This window comes from Bacillus sp. DC4300-2b2 (genome assembly GCF_049895685.1).
Lineage (GTDB): Bacteria > Bacillota > Bacilli > Bacillales > Bacillaceae > Bacillus > Bacillus safensis.
In genome coordinates this window covers 180,201-196,243 of the sequence record NZ_JAFCSW010000003.1, presented here as the reverse complement: position 1 = coordinate 196,243, position 16,043 = coordinate 180,201, and the positions used below count along the sequence as shown (strand labels likewise).

General features: G+C 40.7%; 13 protein-coding genes, 1 other RNA gene and 1 riboswitch. Of the genes, 13 read left to right on the top strand and 1 reads right to left on the bottom strand.

All coding sequences use genetic code 11. The features are described 5' to 3' along the window. Window positions 1–2: 2 nt before the first annotated feature. The 9 genes from ACP69X_RS10850 to pbuX all read left to right on the top strand — a co-directional run bounded on the left by ACP69X_RS10850 (window position 3) and on the right by pbuX (window position 8,834). The gene (locus ACP69X_RS10850) at window positions 3–545 is read left to right on the top strand and encodes a DUF1273 domain-containing protein (RefSeq protein ID WP_029706022.1); all 543 of its coding nucleotides are present in this window, start codon (window positions 3–5) and stop codon (window positions 543–545) included. Between the two features lie 75 nt (window positions 546–620). Further along, entirely contained in the window at window positions 621–926 is a 306-nt protein-coding gene (gene gpsB / locus ACP69X_RS10845; RefSeq protein ID WP_012010336.1) for a cell division regulator GpsB, read from the top strand. 60 nt (window positions 927–986) lie between these two features. Beyond that, an RNA gene (rnpB, locus tag ACP69X_RS10840) (RNase P RNA component class B) lies at window positions 987–1,373 on the top strand. Window positions 1,374–1,480: 107 nt separating this feature from the next. Then, a complete protein-coding gene (locus ACP69X_RS10835; protein ID WP_041085826.1) occupies window positions 1,481–2,635 on the top strand; it encodes a THUMP domain-containing class I SAM-dependent RNA methyltransferase in 1,155 nt (384 codons plus the stop codon). A gap of 105 nt (window positions 2,636–2,740) precedes the next feature. Further along, window positions 2,741–2,938, top strand: coding sequence for a hypothetical protein (locus tag ACP69X_RS10830; RefSeq protein ID WP_024422762.1), 198 nt, complete (start codon window positions 2,741–2,743; stop codon window positions 2,936–2,938). Between the two features lie 75 nt (window positions 2,939–3,013). Beyond that, on the top strand, window positions 3,014–4,951 hold the full coding sequence (locus ACP69X_RS10825) for an ATP-dependent DNA helicase (protein ID WP_268465562.1): 1,938 nt from the start codon (window positions 3,014–3,016) through the stop codon (window positions 4,949–4,951). Between the two features lie 123 nt (window positions 4,952–5,074). Continuing rightward, the gene (locus ACP69X_RS10820; protein WP_041085822.1) at window positions 5,075–6,580 is read left to right on the top strand and encodes a carboxypeptidase M32; all 1,506 of its coding nucleotides are present in this window, start codon (window positions 5,075–5,077) and stop codon (window positions 6,578–6,580) included. Window positions 6,581–6,716: 136 nt separating this feature from the next. Further along, window positions 6,717–6,816, top strand: a riboswitch (purine riboswitch). Between the two features lie 117 nt (window positions 6,817–6,933). Then, window positions 6,934–7,518: a xanthine phosphoribosyltransferase gene (gene xpt / locus ACP69X_RS10815; protein WP_269103369.1), complete on the top strand. Its 585-nt coding sequence runs from the start codon at window positions 6,934–6,936 to the stop codon at window positions 7,516–7,518. Next, window positions 7,515–8,834, top strand: coding sequence for a xanthine permease PbuX (pbuX, locus tag ACP69X_RS10810; RefSeq protein ID WP_426052677.1), 1,320 nt, complete (start codon window positions 7,515–7,517; stop codon window positions 8,832–8,834). Before xpt ends, pbuX begins: the two co-directional genes overlap by 4 nt. A gap of 192 nt (window positions 8,835–9,026) precedes the next feature. Here pbuX and ACP69X_RS10805 read toward each other — a convergent pair whose 3' ends face one another. Further along, on the bottom strand, window positions 9,027–9,881 hold the full coding sequence (locus ACP69X_RS10805) for a polysaccharide deacetylase family protein (protein WP_284367676.1): 855 nt from the start codon (window positions 9,879–9,881) through the stop codon (window positions 9,027–9,029). Between the two features lie 612 nt (window positions 9,882–10,493). Between ACP69X_RS10805 and ACP69X_RS10800 the strand changes: the two genes are divergently transcribed. From ACP69X_RS10800 to ACP69X_RS10785, 4 genes are all read left to right on the top strand, one after another. Then, window positions 10,494–11,594: a type III polyketide synthase gene (locus ACP69X_RS10800; RefSeq protein ID WP_075611547.1), complete on the top strand. Its 1,101-nt coding sequence runs from the start codon at window positions 10,494–10,496 to the stop codon at window positions 11,592–11,594. Further along, complete coding sequence (locus tag ACP69X_RS10795) at window positions 11,591–12,100, top strand: isoprenylcysteine carboxyl methyltransferase family protein (RefSeq protein WP_034623498.1); 510 nt, start codon at window positions 11,591–11,593, stop codon at window positions 12,098–12,100. Before ACP69X_RS10800 ends, ACP69X_RS10795 begins: the two co-directional genes overlap by 4 nt. A gap of 64 nt (window positions 12,101–12,164) precedes the next feature. Next, window positions 12,165–12,272, top strand: a complete 108-nt coding sequence (fbpC, locus tag ACP69X_RS10790) for a Fur-regulated basic protein FbpC (RefSeq protein WP_306299200.1) — start codon at window positions 12,165–12,167, stop codon at window positions 12,270–12,272. A gap of 133 nt (window positions 12,273–12,405) precedes the next feature. Then, entirely contained in the window at window positions 12,406–16,002 is a 3,597-nt protein-coding gene (locus tag ACP69X_RS10785; protein ID WP_426052676.1) for a dynamin family protein, read from the top strand. Window positions 16,003–16,043: the final 41 nt, after the last annotated feature.

The window sequence follows — 16,043 nt, the reverse complement described above, 5'->3', positions numbered from 1 at the left end:
AAATGAAAATTATTGCTGTCACAGGGTACAAGCCGTTTGAGCTTGGGATATTCAAGCAAGACGAGCCTGCACTTCAATACATAAAAGCGGAGCTTCAAAAAAGGCTGACAGCCCTTATCGAAGAAGGTCTGGAATGGGTGCTCATATCAGGCCAGCTTGGGGCAGAAATTTGGACAGCCGAAGTGGTGTTTGAGCTTCAGGAGGAATATCCAGCGTTAAAACTTGCAGTCATTACGCCATTTTATGAACAGGAAGAGCGCTGGAATGAGCAAAACAAAGAATTGTATGAAGGAATTCTTGCACAGGCCGATTTTGTAGAAAGTGTCACGCATAGACCGTATGAAAGTCCGGCACAATTTAAACAAAAGAACCGCTTTTTTATTGAAAAAACAGATGGTCTTCTCGTCTTATATGATCCCGAGCATGAGGGATCGCCGAAGTATATGATCAGAGAAGCAGAAGCCTATACCGATTACCCCATTATGTACATCACAATGGATGATCTAAGAGCGCAGGTTGAGGCGGAAGATCCGTTTTTTGATTAAAAGCAAGAGAAAATTTGACAACGTCACGTATTTCTGAAAAAATATACTATGAATTCACGATATGAGGTGAAAAAGATGCTTGCTGATAAAGTAAAGCTTTCTGCGAAAGAAATTTTAGAAAAAGAATTTAAAACAGGTGTCAGAGGGTACAAACAAGAAGAAGTCGATAAATTTTTAGATATGGTCATTAAAGACTATGAGACCTTCAACCAAGAAATCGAAAAACTTCAACAAGAAAACCTCCACTTGTCAAAACAGCTTGAAGAAGCTGTTGAACAAGGGAAAAGACAGCCTGCACAGTCTAATACAACAAACTTTGATATTTTAAAAAGACTATCGAACCTTGAGAAACACGTTTTCGGCAGCAAACTTTATGATTGAGTCTTGCTGAAAAAGCTTGTGTCAGATGTCATTGTCGTTTATAATAACGGTTATTGATTAACGTTCGGGTAATCGCTGTAATGCTATTTAAGGCATTGCAGAGGAAAGTCCATGCTCGCACGGTGCTGAGATGCCCGTAGTGTTCGTGCCTGGCGAAAAAATAAGCCAGGGCAGCCTGGGAAAGGCTGACGGCAGGAAAAATGCCTACGTCCTTTTTAGGATATGGCAAAGTATCCTTGAAAGTGCCACAGTGACGAAGTCTCACTAGAAATGGTGAGAGTGGAACGCGGTAAACCCCTCGAGCGAGAAACCCAAACTTGGTAGGGGAACTTTCTCAAAGGAACCAAACGGAGAGAAGGACAGAGAATTCTGTAGATAGATGATTACCACCTGAGTACGAGGCATTTGCCGTTTGCAGTACGATGGAACAAAACATGGCTTACAGAACGTTAAATCCGTTATAATAAACATGATGTACAAAGCTCTCCTATTTCAACATATGGAGAGCTTTTATCTTGAATACATAAAAGGACGAGAAAACAGGTGATAAATCAATGAAAACCTATACACTCATCGCAACAGCTCCAATGGGAATTGAAGCAATTGTTGCAAAAGAAGTAAGAGACCTTGGCTATGAGTGCACAGTCGACAATGGAAAAGTGATTTTCAAAGGGGATGCGCTTGCGATTTGTCGTGCAAACCTTTGGCTGCGTACAGCAGACCGGATCAAGGTACAAGTTGCTGAATTTTCGGCAAAAACATTTGATGAGCTTTTTGAACGGACGAAAGCGATTGACTGGGCCGCTTTTTTACCAAAAAACAGTACGTTTCCTGTCATCGGGAAATCTGTAAAATCTCAGCTTGCCAGTGTGCCGGACTGCCAGCGCATCGTCAAAAAAGCCATCGCGCAAAAGCTTAAATCCTCCTACAACATTCAGTCTGAATGGCTTGAAGAGACGGGACCTGAATATAAAATCGAAATCGCTCTTTTAAAAGATAAAGCTGTGCTTACGCTTGATACATCTGGTGTAGGTCTTCATAAACGTGGATACCGCATGGATCAAGGCGGAGCACCTATTAAAGAAACGCTTGCAGCTGCGCTCGTCCTATTAACGAACTGGACACCTGACCGTCCGTTTGTTGATCCTTTCTGCGGATCAGGAACAATTGCCATTGAAGCAGCGATGATAGGACAAAACATTGCCCCGGGATTCAACCGGGATTTTGCGTCTGAATCATGGGAATGGATCGGTGAAGACGTATGGAACAAAGCGCGAGTAGAAGTAGAAGAAAAAGCAAACTATGATCAGCCGCTCCGCATTATTGCAAGTGATATCGACCATCGTATGGTAGACATTGCAAAAATCAATGCAGAAGAAGCAGGGCTAAGTGAACTGATTGAGTTTAAACAAATGCAAGTAAAAGACTTTCAAACAAAAGAAGAGTACGGTGTGATTGTCGGAAATCCTCCTTACGGTGAACGACTGAGTGATAAACCAGCAGTTGAAAAAATGTATCAAGGAATGGGTGAAGCATTTAAGAACCTAGATACCTGGTCCATTTACATCTTGACGTCACACGAAAAATTCGAAGAATGCTTCGGAAGAAAAGCGACGAAAAAGAGAAAGCTGTTTAACGGTTTTATCAAAACAGACTATTATCAATATTGGGGAAAACGCCCGCCTAGAAAACAAACAACCGAATCGTAATAAATGGCCGCACCGAAAGAAGGTGCGGCTTTTTTGTGCTGAAAAGGTATAACTCTCAGCTAGACGGAATAAACTGAACTTGATTTTAAAAAAAGAGGTGTCTTCATGATTCATTATGATCAAATTCAGTTAATCCAAAAAGCACTCGCTTCGACTGCTCAAGAAATAGAAGGGCATGAAGGTGGACAATCTGCTCAGCTTACGGCAGCCATCGAAGATTTGGCACTGGCTCAGGCATACATAGAACGTTCTGAGCATGCATTTTTAATGAAGGAAAGCTATCAACATCGCCTGCGCTCATAAAAAAAGATTGTTTTTCCCCAGCGTAAATGGTACTATTGAATGTCTGAATGATTCAAAAGTTGGGGGTTGAAGCAGGTGACAGCATCTCGTTTGCCTTTTTCATTATCAAAAGAACACAATTTTTACGAAGAACTGGGCAACTGGATTGGTGATGTGTTTTATGACATTTTGCCAGAAAAGGGCTTTGATCTTCGAGATGAACAAATATTCATGGCTTTTCAGCTAGAAAGAGCCTTTAAAGAAAAAAGTGTGATGTTTGCCGAAGCTGGGGTAGGCACAGGCAAAACCATCGTCTATCTATTATTTGCCGTCACATATGCAAGGTATACAGGGAAGCCTGCGATTATTGCATGTGCAGACGAAACGTTAATTGAACAGCTCGTTAAACAAGAAGGTGATATCTATAAAATTGCCAATCACCTTGATATTCAAATAGATGCGAGATTAAGTAAATCGCATGATCAATATTTATGCTTAAAGAAGCTAGAGAAAACGATGCAGCGTGAAGATGATGAAAAGTGGCTCGATATTTATGAATCACTGCCTTCATTTGTTCATGAATCACATGGTATGCAAACCTTTTATCCGTATGGCGATCGAAAAGAGTATCCAGAGTTATCAAATGATGAATGGTCACGAATTGGCTATGACTCATTTCAGGACTGCCTGACGTGCGATATGCGCCATCGCTGCGGTCTGAATTTATCAAGAGATCATTACCGGAAAGCGACAGATCTCATCATCTGTTCACATGATTTTTACATGGAGCATGTGTGGACGAAGGAATCCCGAAAACGTGAGGGACAGCTTCCGCTGCTTCCTGAGCATAGCTCCGTCGTATTTGATGAAGGACATCTTCTCGAGTTTGCCGCACAAAAAGCGTTAACGTACCGAGTGAAGCAATCAACGCTCGAAACATTTTTGGAGCGTCTTTTGCAAAACGACATACGCGAAGAATTTGCAGAGCTTGTTGAAGATGCACTTGCAACAAACGATGAGTTCTTTTATCTCTTAAAAACACATGCCAAAGAAGTCAAAGGCTCGCACCGGCTTGAAATTGGGCGTGTCGATGAGGTAAAGCGTTCTGCAAGCGAATTGTGTGACTTGCTTGAAAAAATCGGAGAAGCGCTCGTGTTTGAATCTGAAATGTATACGATCGATCAATACGAATTATCTGTTGTGGAAGAATACATTGAACAAATGGCGTATTCTCTATCGCTTTATCAAAAAAATGCCATTAGCTGGCTGGAAAAACAAGAATTAGATACAACATTTGTTGTGATGCCGAAGACGGTTGCAGAGGTACTTGGCGAAAAAGTCTTCTCGCAAAAAAGACCATATATTTTCTCTTCCGCTACATTGTCTGAGAATCAATCCTTTGATTATTTAGCTGAAAGTCTTGGGATTAAAGATTACTTATCAATGAGTGTCGCTTCGCCGTATGATTACGATGAACAAATGAAGATTTATTTCCATGGAATTCAGCAGCTCACTGAGCAAGAGGCAAAAGCACAGCAAGTGATCACTCAGCTGAAAGAAAATGGAGGACGATCTCTGATTCTATTCCCTTCATTTGATGAACTCCATTTCTTTAGAAAACAGCTTGAAGCAGCAAATGAATCACTGCCGTTTGACGTATATTTTGAGGGAGACGAGGAAATCAGCACAATTGTTCAAAAGTTCCAAGCTGATGAGACGTCTGTGTTATGCTCTGTTCATCTGTGGGAAGGGCTTGATATTCCAGGTGAATCATTAACGAATGTGATCATTTGGGGACTTCCTTATCCGCCGCATGATCCGGTATTTGAAGCGAAACGAAATGAAGCAAAGGATGCACATGCTGAAGTTGACCTTCCGTATATGCTGCTTCGCTTACGCCAAGGGATTGGAAGACTGATCCGGACAAGCCAAGACGCAGGAAGCATTCATATTTATTTTGATCGTAAGGAAGATACAGCGCTTCAAAGTAAAATTGAATCCGTCCTGCCAGTGAAGCCCATCATTACATCGTAAATAGCTGAAAACTTGTAAAGGAGGAGGATACCGCTGTGTATCCTCCTTTTTCATTGACAAAAGAACATTCATTGAAGTAGCCTTGAAACGTACATACATATTATTGATTGGGGGAACAAACGCATGAGTCTTGAAGCAACTGAGAAAGCGTTTTATCAATTACTAGGGAAAATCGCCCATTATACAGAGGCGCTCCATTTACTTTATTGGGATTCTAGAACACAAGCGCCTAAAAAAAGTGCGGATTTTAGAGCGGAAACGATCGGTCAATTATCAAGTGATATTTTTAATATGAAGACTTCTGACGAAATGAGAGATCTTCTTCACGAATTAAACAAACATCGAGATGAGCTGTCAAAAGATACACAGAAGGCGCTCGAATTATCACAAAAAGAGTATGATGAAAACAGTAAAATTCCGAAAGAAGAATTTAAAGAATACTCGATTTTGCAATCAAAAGCAGAGCATGTTTGGGTTGAAGCAAGGGAGAAGTCAGACTTTTCACTCTTTGCACCATACTTAAAACAGCTAATTGACTTTAATAAGCGTTTCATCCAATATTGGGGCGTGAAAAAAACGCCTTATGATGTGCTGCTCAATAACTATGAGCCAGATATGACGGTTGAACAGCTTGATCAAAAATTTGGTGCACTTCGTGACGCCATTGTTCCTCTTGTGAAAAAAATCGAAGCTTCACCAAATAAGCCGGATACTTCATTTTTATCGAAAAGCTTTCCAATCGATAAACAAAAGGAATTGAGCCTCTTTTTCTTAAAAGAATTAGGATATGACTTTGACGCAGGCCGCCTTGATACAACAGTCCATCCATTTGCAGTGACATTAAGCAGAGGTGACGTGCGTGTGACGACCCGTTATGATGAGCATGATTTTCGAATGGCGATCTTTGGCACGATTCATGAATGTGGTCATGCGATTTATGAGCAAAACATTGATGAAGCACTGAGCGGAACGCTTTTATGTGATGGTACTTCAATGGGTATCCATGAATCACAGTCTCTTTTCTTTGAGAACTTTATCGGCAGACACGAAGATTTCTGGAAAACGTATTATCAAAAGCTGCAAGAAGCATCTCCTGAGCAATTTAAAGATGTTTCTTTAGAAGACTTTGTGCATGCAGTGAATGAATCGAAGCCGACTTACATTCGAATTGAAGCTGATGAACTGACGTATCCGCTTCACATTATCATCCGCTATGAAATTGAGAAAGCGATTTTCAATGAAGAAGTAGCAGTTGAAGATCTACCTGCACTTTGGAATGAAAAATATCAAGCGTATCTTGGCATTACGCCTCCTAATGATGCACTCGGTATCTTGCAGGATGTTCACTGGTCTGATGGAAGCTTTGGCTATTTCCCTTCATATGCTCTTGGTTACATGTATGCAGCGCAATTAAAACAACAAATGATCAAAGATTTACCAAATTTTGATGAGCTGATTCAAAATGGGTCTTTTGCACCGATAAAAGAATGGCTGACGGAACATGTTCATCAGCACGGAAAACGGAAAAAGCCGTCTGAAATCATTCAAGATGCAACAGGTGAAGAATTAAATGTTCAATATTTAATCGACTACTTAACGGATAAATACACGAAACTGTATTTATCATAAAAGAAGGGCACCCTTTCATAAGAAGGGTGCTATTTTGATGCTTGAATATTCTAAAAACGAACATTTTGTTCTGATCTATTATTTAAGTTCGGTATTTTTCTAGAAAAGTGCTTTCCAAGCGTCTGAAATCTTGTTATAATTTGAACACTATAACACTCATATAATCGCGTGATGATGGCACGCAAGTTTCTACCGGACACCGATACGGTCCGACTATGAGTGAGCAAATGAAACAGCTCTCGTTTGAGCTGAAGATCCGTGGATCGTTTTCGCATTGCTTGCTCCTCATGGACAGCAATGCTTTTTTTATGCAAAAAATTAAAATGTTTGCCAATATGCTAGGGGGAAGAATGATGGAATTGTTACGTCAAAAAATTGAGAACGAAGGAATCGTTCTGTCAAATCAAGTGTTAAAGGTAGATGCTTTTTTAAATCATCAAATTGATCCTGTGTTAATGCATGAGATTGGGCAAGAGTTTGCTAGATTATTTAAGCATGATGGCATAACAAAAATCATCACAATCGAATCTTCAGGCATCGCACCTGCTGTGATGGCTGGGCTTGCTCTTCAAGTCCCTGTTGTGTTTGCAAGAAAACGTCAATCACTCACATTAACGGATAACCTGTTAACAGCCAGTGTGTACTCTTTTACGAAAAAAGTAGAAAGCACGATTGCTGTCTCAAATACGCATCTTAGTGAAAACGATTGTGTGTTAATCATCGATGACTTTTTAGCAAATGGTGAAGCTGCGAAAGGACTTGCAGCGATTGTAAAGCAGGCAAAGGCGAAAGTAGCCGGATTTGGCATTGTCATTGAAAAATCATTCCAGCCTGGAAGAAATGCGCTTGTGCAAATGGGCTACCGCGTCGAGTCCCTCGCACGTATTGAATCACTTGAGAAAGGGAAAGTCACGTTTGTACGGGAGGTACAATCATGAGTACCGCTAAAAAAGTCAAAACGCTCTCGCTGGGCATTCAGCATGTACTGGCAATGTATGCAGGTGCTGTTCTTGTACCGCTTATTGTTGGAGGTGCGCTCGGGCTCACGCCTGCACAGCTGACTTACCTAATCTCTGCGGATATTTTCATGTGCGGGGCTGCTACATTGCTTCAAGTATGGAAAAACCGCTTCTTTGGAATCGGTCTGCCTGTTGTATTAGGCTGTACATTTACTGCGGTTTCGCCGATGATTGCGATTGGCTCTAAGTATGGAATTTCGTCTATCTATGGCAGTATTATCGCTTCTGGGTGTATTGTTATTCTTCTTTCTTTTTTCTTTGGGAAGCTTGTGAAATTTTTCCCGCCTGTTGTCACAGGCTCTGTCGTCACCATTATTGGTATCACCCTCATTCCTGTAGCGATGAACAATATGGCAGGAGGAGAAGGAAGTGCGGACTATGGTTCTTTTGAAAATCTAGGGCTCGCTTTCCTTGTACTGTTTATCATTGTACTGCTCTATCGATTCACGAAAGGGTTTATGAAGGCGATCGCCATTTTAATCGGTATTCTCCTTGGGACAGCAGTTGCTGCGTTTATGGGGAAAGTGGAAACAGCTGAGGTGGCAAACGCTCAGGTTTTCCGCATGATTGAGCCATTTTATTTTGGGATGCCGACCTTTGAATTTGCACCGATCATGACCATGACGTTAGTTGCGATTGTGTCATTAGTTGAATCAACAGGCGTTTATTTCGCACTAGGTGATTTAACAAACCGTTCATTAAAAGAAAAAGATTTGGCTAAAGGCTATCGGGCAGAGGGGATTGCTGTTTTATTAGGCGGAATCTTCAATGCTTTTCCGTACACAGCCTACTCACAAAACGTTGGATTGATCCAGCTAACAGGCGTCAAGAAAAACCAAGTCATTGTCGTAACAGGCGCATTGCTCATGTTATTTGGTCTTTTTCCTAAAATCGCTGCCTTTACAACGATTATTCCAAAGTCCGTTCTTGGCGGTGCAATGGTTGCCATGTTTGGTATGGTCATCGCATACGGTATTAAAATGCTCTCGCGCGTGGATTTTGCAAAGCAGGAGAACTTGCTGATTGTTGCTTGCTCCGTGGGTATCGGCTTAGGTGTTACCGTCGTACCGCAAATGTTTGAGCATCTGCCAGAATCGATTAAATTATTAACAAGTAACGGCATTGTGGCCGGAAGCTTTACCGCTATTTTGCTTCATATTATTTATCACATGATTCCTTTTAAAAAAGAAGCCGGGCATGACCTGGTAGAAGAACCTAAGCAATCTGTTATGTAAACTCCTATCTTGGAGAGGGGTTCAGATTATGGACAAAGAGCTAAAATGACCTTTTATTTTAGCTCTTTGTCTTCTTTTTAGCTTGATAAAAAACCTTTGAAGTCCTAGAATCCTAGGAAGGAGCCTGTGAGGGTTTGTCTACAAGCTGAAAGCCCGCATCTTTTGGATACGGGCTTTTTGTGATTAGCACTATTAATGTTGTACCGGCGGCATTGTTTCGTTAATGACTGCAAATGTATAGCCCCTTGCTTTTAGCTGTATAATCAGGCTATCTAAATAGTTTGTGGTAGAGGGTTGATCATGCATTAATATAACTTTTGGTTCCCATGGTTTATTTTTCTCAAACATTTGCAATTGATTCAATACCTCTGGAACATATTGTGAGTTTTTATATCTCCAGTCAAGGCTATCAATCGTCCAGTCCCAGTAAATAAAGCCATTTTGGTTTAAACGTACTTTTTGATGATATGTTAAATTTGGAACACTGCCATAGGGGGTTCTTACAAGACGGCTGTAGACGCCTGTAACAGAGGCAAGAATACGCTGAGCTTCTCTCATTTCATTTGCGGGAGACTCGCTGTTCTGATAAAAGAGGTTTATATCATGCGTCATGCCATGAAGACCTAATTGATGTCCTTCTTGATAAAGTCTTTTCACAGCTGATTGGTGTGCTTGGATTTGCGGTCCAAGCATGAAGAACGTCGCCTTCACGTGATGTGCTTTTAATACATTTAACAGCTGATTTGATGTAGCAGAAGGACCATCATCAAATGTTAAAAAGACCGTTTTATTCGTTGCCTGTTGATTTGGATTGGTCTTAAAATGTGTATCCAATGTTCTTGTAGACTGATCTTTTGCTTTCAGACTGATGCTTGTGTCACGGAAGTCACTGCTGGCAACATTTTTTGCTTGCCCATTTGTCGCCTGCAAATGGGGTTTAGACATATCCCAGATAAAAAAGAGAAACAGTGTAAGAAGCACTAAACCAATTACCTTTGAGAGAAGTATCGTGTTGTAGGGTGTCTTTTTTTTGGAAACCTTTTTCAATACAATCACTCCAGTCAATTAAATTTTGAGCCGAACCATGTTGTAGATTCTTTCTTTTTTCACTGTTTTTCTTGGTACACATATTGATTATGTATATAGTGGAAAAAATCCTTTTTATATAGAAAATTCAAATGAATTAGAAATTTATGGTTGTTACTTTGTGTTGATCAGCAAAAAAAGGTGATCCGTTCATGTTTAAATAAAATCATTCTGAATAATGATTGAACCGTTAATATTTATACGCTAAGATAGCAGCAGATTTGACCATTAATTCGAAGCGAAAGGGAGATTCCTTATGAAAGTGTTGTATAATGACGATTTCATTGAAAAAAGGGTGCTCATGCTTTTATTTAAAGTAAAGGGGGGCTACGGTCTGAACACTTCTTTTTGAGAGGTGTTTTTTTGCATAAAAAAAGCAGGTTCGCTTGGCTTAGAACGAACCTGTGAAGGAGGAAAACTACATCATGTTTTCACCTATATTATCCAATATTTATCAATTGACGTCAAGACAAAAAGTTAGACGGAGGAAAATATTTTGACTGAATTGTGACATTTTGGCATGTATATCCTTTTTTCGATAGGGGATATTAATCGAAAAAAGAGGTGAAGCCGATGGCGTACATTCTTTCTGTTGGAACGAGTCTGCCACAACATCATGTGGATCAGAAAAAGGCGGCTGATTTTGCTAGATCCCAATTTAAACGATCGTTTAAAGATATCGACCGGCTGCTCAGAGCTTTTCAAAACGGAGAAATCGAGAGCAGACAGTTTGTGCAGCCAATTGAATGGTATCAGACGCACCACTCTTTTGAGGAGAAAAACAATCTCTATTTGGAAAAAGCATTGGCTCATGCAAAAGAAGCGGTCATACACTGTCTTCATGAGAAGGCGTTCCTGAAAAAGCCGATTCCGTTTGAAGAGATCGATGCATTGTTTTTTATTTCAAGCACCGGACTTTCGACACCAAGCCTTGATGCAAAACTGATGAACGTTCTCCCTTTTTCGCCTTATACGAAACGAGTGCCGATCTGGGGCTTAGGATGCGGGGGCGGAGCGGCGGGGTTGTCCCGGGCTTACGAATACATAAGAGCATTTCCAAAAGCAAAGGTGCTGGTTGTCGCCTGTGAACTGTGCAGTTTAACCTTTCAGCCGCAAGATCAATCAAAAAGCAATTTAATCGGTACATCTTTGTTTGGAGACGGGACAGCAGCTCTTTTATTAACTGGAGAAAAAGGCGTATCTGAATATACCTATCTAAAAACAGTTCCTAAAGTGATTGGTACACAATCCGTCACAATGAAAGAGTCTGAGGATGTGATGGGCTGGGAATTTACAAGTGACGGCTTTCGAGTTATTTTCTCCCGTGACATTCCTTCCATTATTTCCGGCTGGTTAAAAGAGCAAGTCGATCAATTTTTAGAGCAGCAAGGGTATTCGGCAGAAGACCTATCGGTTTTTCTTGCCCATCCTGGAGGAAAAAAAGTGATTGATGCCTATATTAAAAGTCTATCCTTACAAGAAGATCAGCTTTTTTCATCAAAAGAAGTACTCAGACAACACGGAAATATGTCCTCTGCCACAGTTTTGTATGTGATCAAGCATTATCTTGAACATCAATCCGCTGAAGCGGGAGATATGGGTCTTTGCGGAGCGCTTGGACCAGGATTTTCCTCAGAGCTGCTGCTCATGAAATGGGAGGAGGTCATATCATGATCATTTGGCTCGTCATTGGTTTCTTCGTGTGTCAGCGGCTTATTGAAATGCTTGTGGCTAAAAGAAATGAAAAGAAAGTGAAAGCGATCGGTGCCATTGAATTTGGTGCAAGTCATTATCCTTATATGGTCGCTATGCATGCGGGTTTTTTTCTCTCACTCATGGTTGAGGTATGGGGATTAAACAGGCCGCCGTCACGCTATTTTCTTGTGCTGCTCGTTTTCCTGCTGGCTACACAGGTGATTCGATATTGGGCATTATGCTCTCTTGGAACGTATTGGAATACAAAGATTTTAGTTGTACCAAATGCGATGATGGTGAAAAAAGGACCTTATCGCTGGTTAAAGCATCCTAACTATGTCGTGGTGGCGATTGAGCTTATGCTGATCCCGCTTTTATTTAATGCCTATTTTACCGCCATTTTGTTCACATGTTTAAATGCATGGATGATGGCTGTGAGAATTCAAACAGAAGAGAAAGCGCTCAATCAGTATTTGTTAAATTAATATTGAAAATCATTATCAATTGTGATACACTTTCATTAATGATAAGCATTCTCAATCACGAAGGATGGACGGTGATCACATGACAATGGTTTTCTTACTCGGTACGGTCTGTGTATACAGCCTATTAATTGGCTTCGTATTAAAAGGTGTTTCTAAAAAATCTGCTTCCTGATCGCAGTCAATTGCGACTGATCGGGCAGCAGATTTTTTTAATTTCTTCAGATCAGAAGAAAAATCTCTTCATTTTGTGTAAAATGGTATCACATACATAACTGACTTTTCTAAAAACAAAGGGGTTTATCGTCATGGAAGACTTGTCTATTCGAGAATCGCTCGTTCAAACTACAGGTGCTTTATATCAAAGCCTTCTCAAAAGGGATGATCATGAACGCGCAGCCAAACTTGCATCGATTATCAAAAAGGAAGCAGAAGAAGAAGTGTATATCGCATTTACCGGCCACTATTCAGCTGGAAAGTCATCACTTGTGAATCATCTGCTTCATGATCACATCCTGCCAACGAGTCCAATTCCAACAAGTGCAAACTTGGTCGTCGTGAGGAAAGGGGAGAGTGAAGTAAAGCTTCACACCTCAGATGGCCGTTTTGCAAAAATGAGCGGTTCTTATGATAAAGAAGCAGTTCAGCGTTTTTGTAAGGACGGAGAACAGATTGAAATGGTGGAAATTAGCGGGGACTATAGAGGATTGGAAGAAAAGGTGGCACTGATTGATACGCCTGGAATTGATTCAACGGATCATACCCATTTTTTATCTGCCGCGTCTATTCTACATCAAGCAGATGCTCTTTTTTATGTCGTGCACTACAACCATGTTCATTCGGAAGAAAACATTCGTTTCATTCGCTCCATTAAAGAGAAAGTGCCAAATCTTTATTTCATCGTAAATCAAGTCGATCGACATGATGAGCATGAGACAGCGTTTGAAGACTACAAAAATCAAGTGGTTGATATGCTTCTTAAAGAGGGCATTGAAGAAGAACATCTATACTTTACATCTGTAACCGATGAGTCGCATCCAAGAAACGAAATGATTCGTTTAATCGAGAAACTGCAAGAATTACAAACATTGCCGAAAGCATCACTTCGCGCCTATACCGAGCAGAAAATAGAGAATGTTTTAAAAGAACATATTGACTCATTAAAAGAAGAGCTGCAAGAAGAGGATCTTGATTCACTGCTTCAAGAAAAAAGAAAAGAAGTCAAGGAGCTTGAAGCGAAAAGCAGCTTTATTGAAAATGGAGCAAAACAGTTAGAAGATGAAGTGTCTTCTGAAGTCGAGAACATTTTAAAAAATGCAAACCTAACCCCATTTAAAATGAGAGAGCTCGCAAGTGACTATATTGAATCGAAAGCTCCTGGCTTTAAGGTAGGACTACTGTTCGCTAAAAATAAAACCGAGCAGGAAAAAGAAAAGCGGGCGAACGATTTCTTAGCAGATGTCAAAGCAAGAATGAAAGCTGAAGTGGACTGGCATATTGCTGAGCTGCTCAAAAGAGAAGTCAAGAAACATCAGCTTGGTGAAGAGCTATTAAATCAAGTGATGGCATTTGAAACACCTGTGGAAGAATCACTGCTTGAAAACGTCATCCATCATGGTGCGACATTTTCAAATGAATACGTTTTGCAATATGCAAAAGATGCTGGTGAAGCACTGAAAAGACAGACCAAACAGAAAGCAATACCATTGATTGAACAAATGACTGAGACGCTGAAAACCCAGCTTATGAATGAAAAGGGAAAGCAGCAAGATAAATGGGCCCAGGCAGCACAGGAGCTCCTAGCGCTCGAGCAAAGCATGGAAAAAAATGATCAAATCAGAAGAGATATTGAGCATATATGGGATATATGGCAAAACGGAACAAATGAGCAGATCACAGATGATTGGTTTTATGTGAAAAAACATCGGATGCAGCATGACGAGCTAAATCAGAATCATACGTCCACTCATGCGGAAGAAAGCGAGAAAGAAAATCAGCAGCAGACAGAGCTTGATCAAATGCGTCAATCACAGCATATTACGACAGCTCAGTCAATTGACCAGTTTGAGCAGCTTTCTCAAATTTTAATGCCATTAAACGCGCTTCAGTCTCAAAGAAAGTCCTTTGAACAACGAACAAAACGGCTGCAAGCGAAGGAATTTACACTCGCCTTATTCGGTGCTTTTAGTTCGGGGAAATCTTCGTTTGCCAATGCCCTAGTTGGGAGAAAGGTGCTGCCATCATCTCCTACACCAACGACGGCCACAATCAATAAGCTGACGCGGCCGACAGAAGACCATCCGCATGAAAGTGTGAAAGTGGTGTTCAAAACCGAGCAGGAAATATTAGAAGAGCTCGATCAAATTCTTGGTTTTTCTATAACGGAAGAAAAGGGAGATACGTTTCAAGCGAAACTCGAACGAACGCTGAAAAAAAGAGAGCTTGAACAGGATCACCGCATCATTGTTGAACATTTTTTAAACGCTCATGAAAAGTTCCGTGATTCCATTCAAAAACAAACGCCGCTCAATGTCACCCTTCAAGAACTAAAACCATATGTGGCAGAAGAGGCTGTTTCTTGTGTGGTGAAGGAAGTGACGGTGTATTTAAGTACACCTTTAACAGATAAAGGACTGACAATTGTTGATACACCAGGCGCCAGCAGTATGAATAAACGTCATACAGAGATTGCCTTTCAATATATGAAGGATGCTGATGCCCTTCTTTATTTAACTTACTACCAGCATTCTTTCTCAAAAGCAGACCGGTCATTTTTACGTAAACTCGGGCTTGTAAAAGATTCATTTAGCATGGATAAAATGTTTTTTATTATCAATGCAGCTGACCTCGCAAAGGATCAAACAGAGCTTGAAACCGTCTTTGACTATGTAAAAAATGAGCTCACAAAAGAAGGCATCCGGCATCCAAACCTTCATCATGTATCCAGTAAGGAAGAGATTGAAGGAAAGGGTCAGTCGCCTTATAACCAGTATGCACAGCTTAGAACACAGCTCGACTATTTTATTGAGGAAGAATTAACGAAAGATGCGATTGAGCTGCTGTATTTTGAAGCGAGTACATTATGTAAAACAGTCGACAAGCTGCATGAGACGCTGCATCAGTCAGAAGATGAAAAGCAAGCGGAAAAGAAAAAGATAGACACATCCTATGAAGCGATCGTTGATCAAATGAGCCATATCAAACGATCTAAGCTAGTGACAGAAAGTGTGAAAAAGGACTTGCACGAACAGCTTTACCACATTGTTCAGCGCTTGTCACTTTATGCAAATGATCTGTTAAAGACAGCCTTTTATCCTGGAATATCTCAAGGGGACTTCAGGCAGGAGCTGAAAAAAGCGCTTGAACAGGCGCTAAAGGATTATGCATTTGAATTTGTACAGGAGATAAAGGCGCTTGATATTCGAATGGAATCGTTTATCACTCAATATTTCAAAGAGGAGTGGGAGAAAGGATTACAGGCTGCGTGTGCAGAAGATCCTTACTTTTCTCTCCGGCTGTCGCCGCCAGATGAGAAAAATGCAGAGCTGAAACAAATTGAAGTGGAAGCGGACCTGACGCCGTTTGAGCCGCTCTTAAAGAAGCAAAAATCAGCGAAAGCTTTCTTTGAACAGAACGGGAAGGCAGCGTTTATTGAAGCGATTCGAGATGCTCTTTTCCAGTTAACGACGAAATGGGCAGATAAAGAAAAAGAAGAATTACAGAGCAGATACGATATGATGGTGAAGACCTTTACTGAAAGATATGAGACAGAAGCGCTCAAGCAGCTGAATGAACAAAAACAAACATTTATCATGAGCTTGACGACAGATGCGAAAGAGCAGGCGATGATAGAACAAGTATACAAGCAGACAAATGAATGGAAGAACCAGTTGAAAACCATTTGATTCATGATAGACTATATAAAAAAGAAAGCAGTTGATAAAAA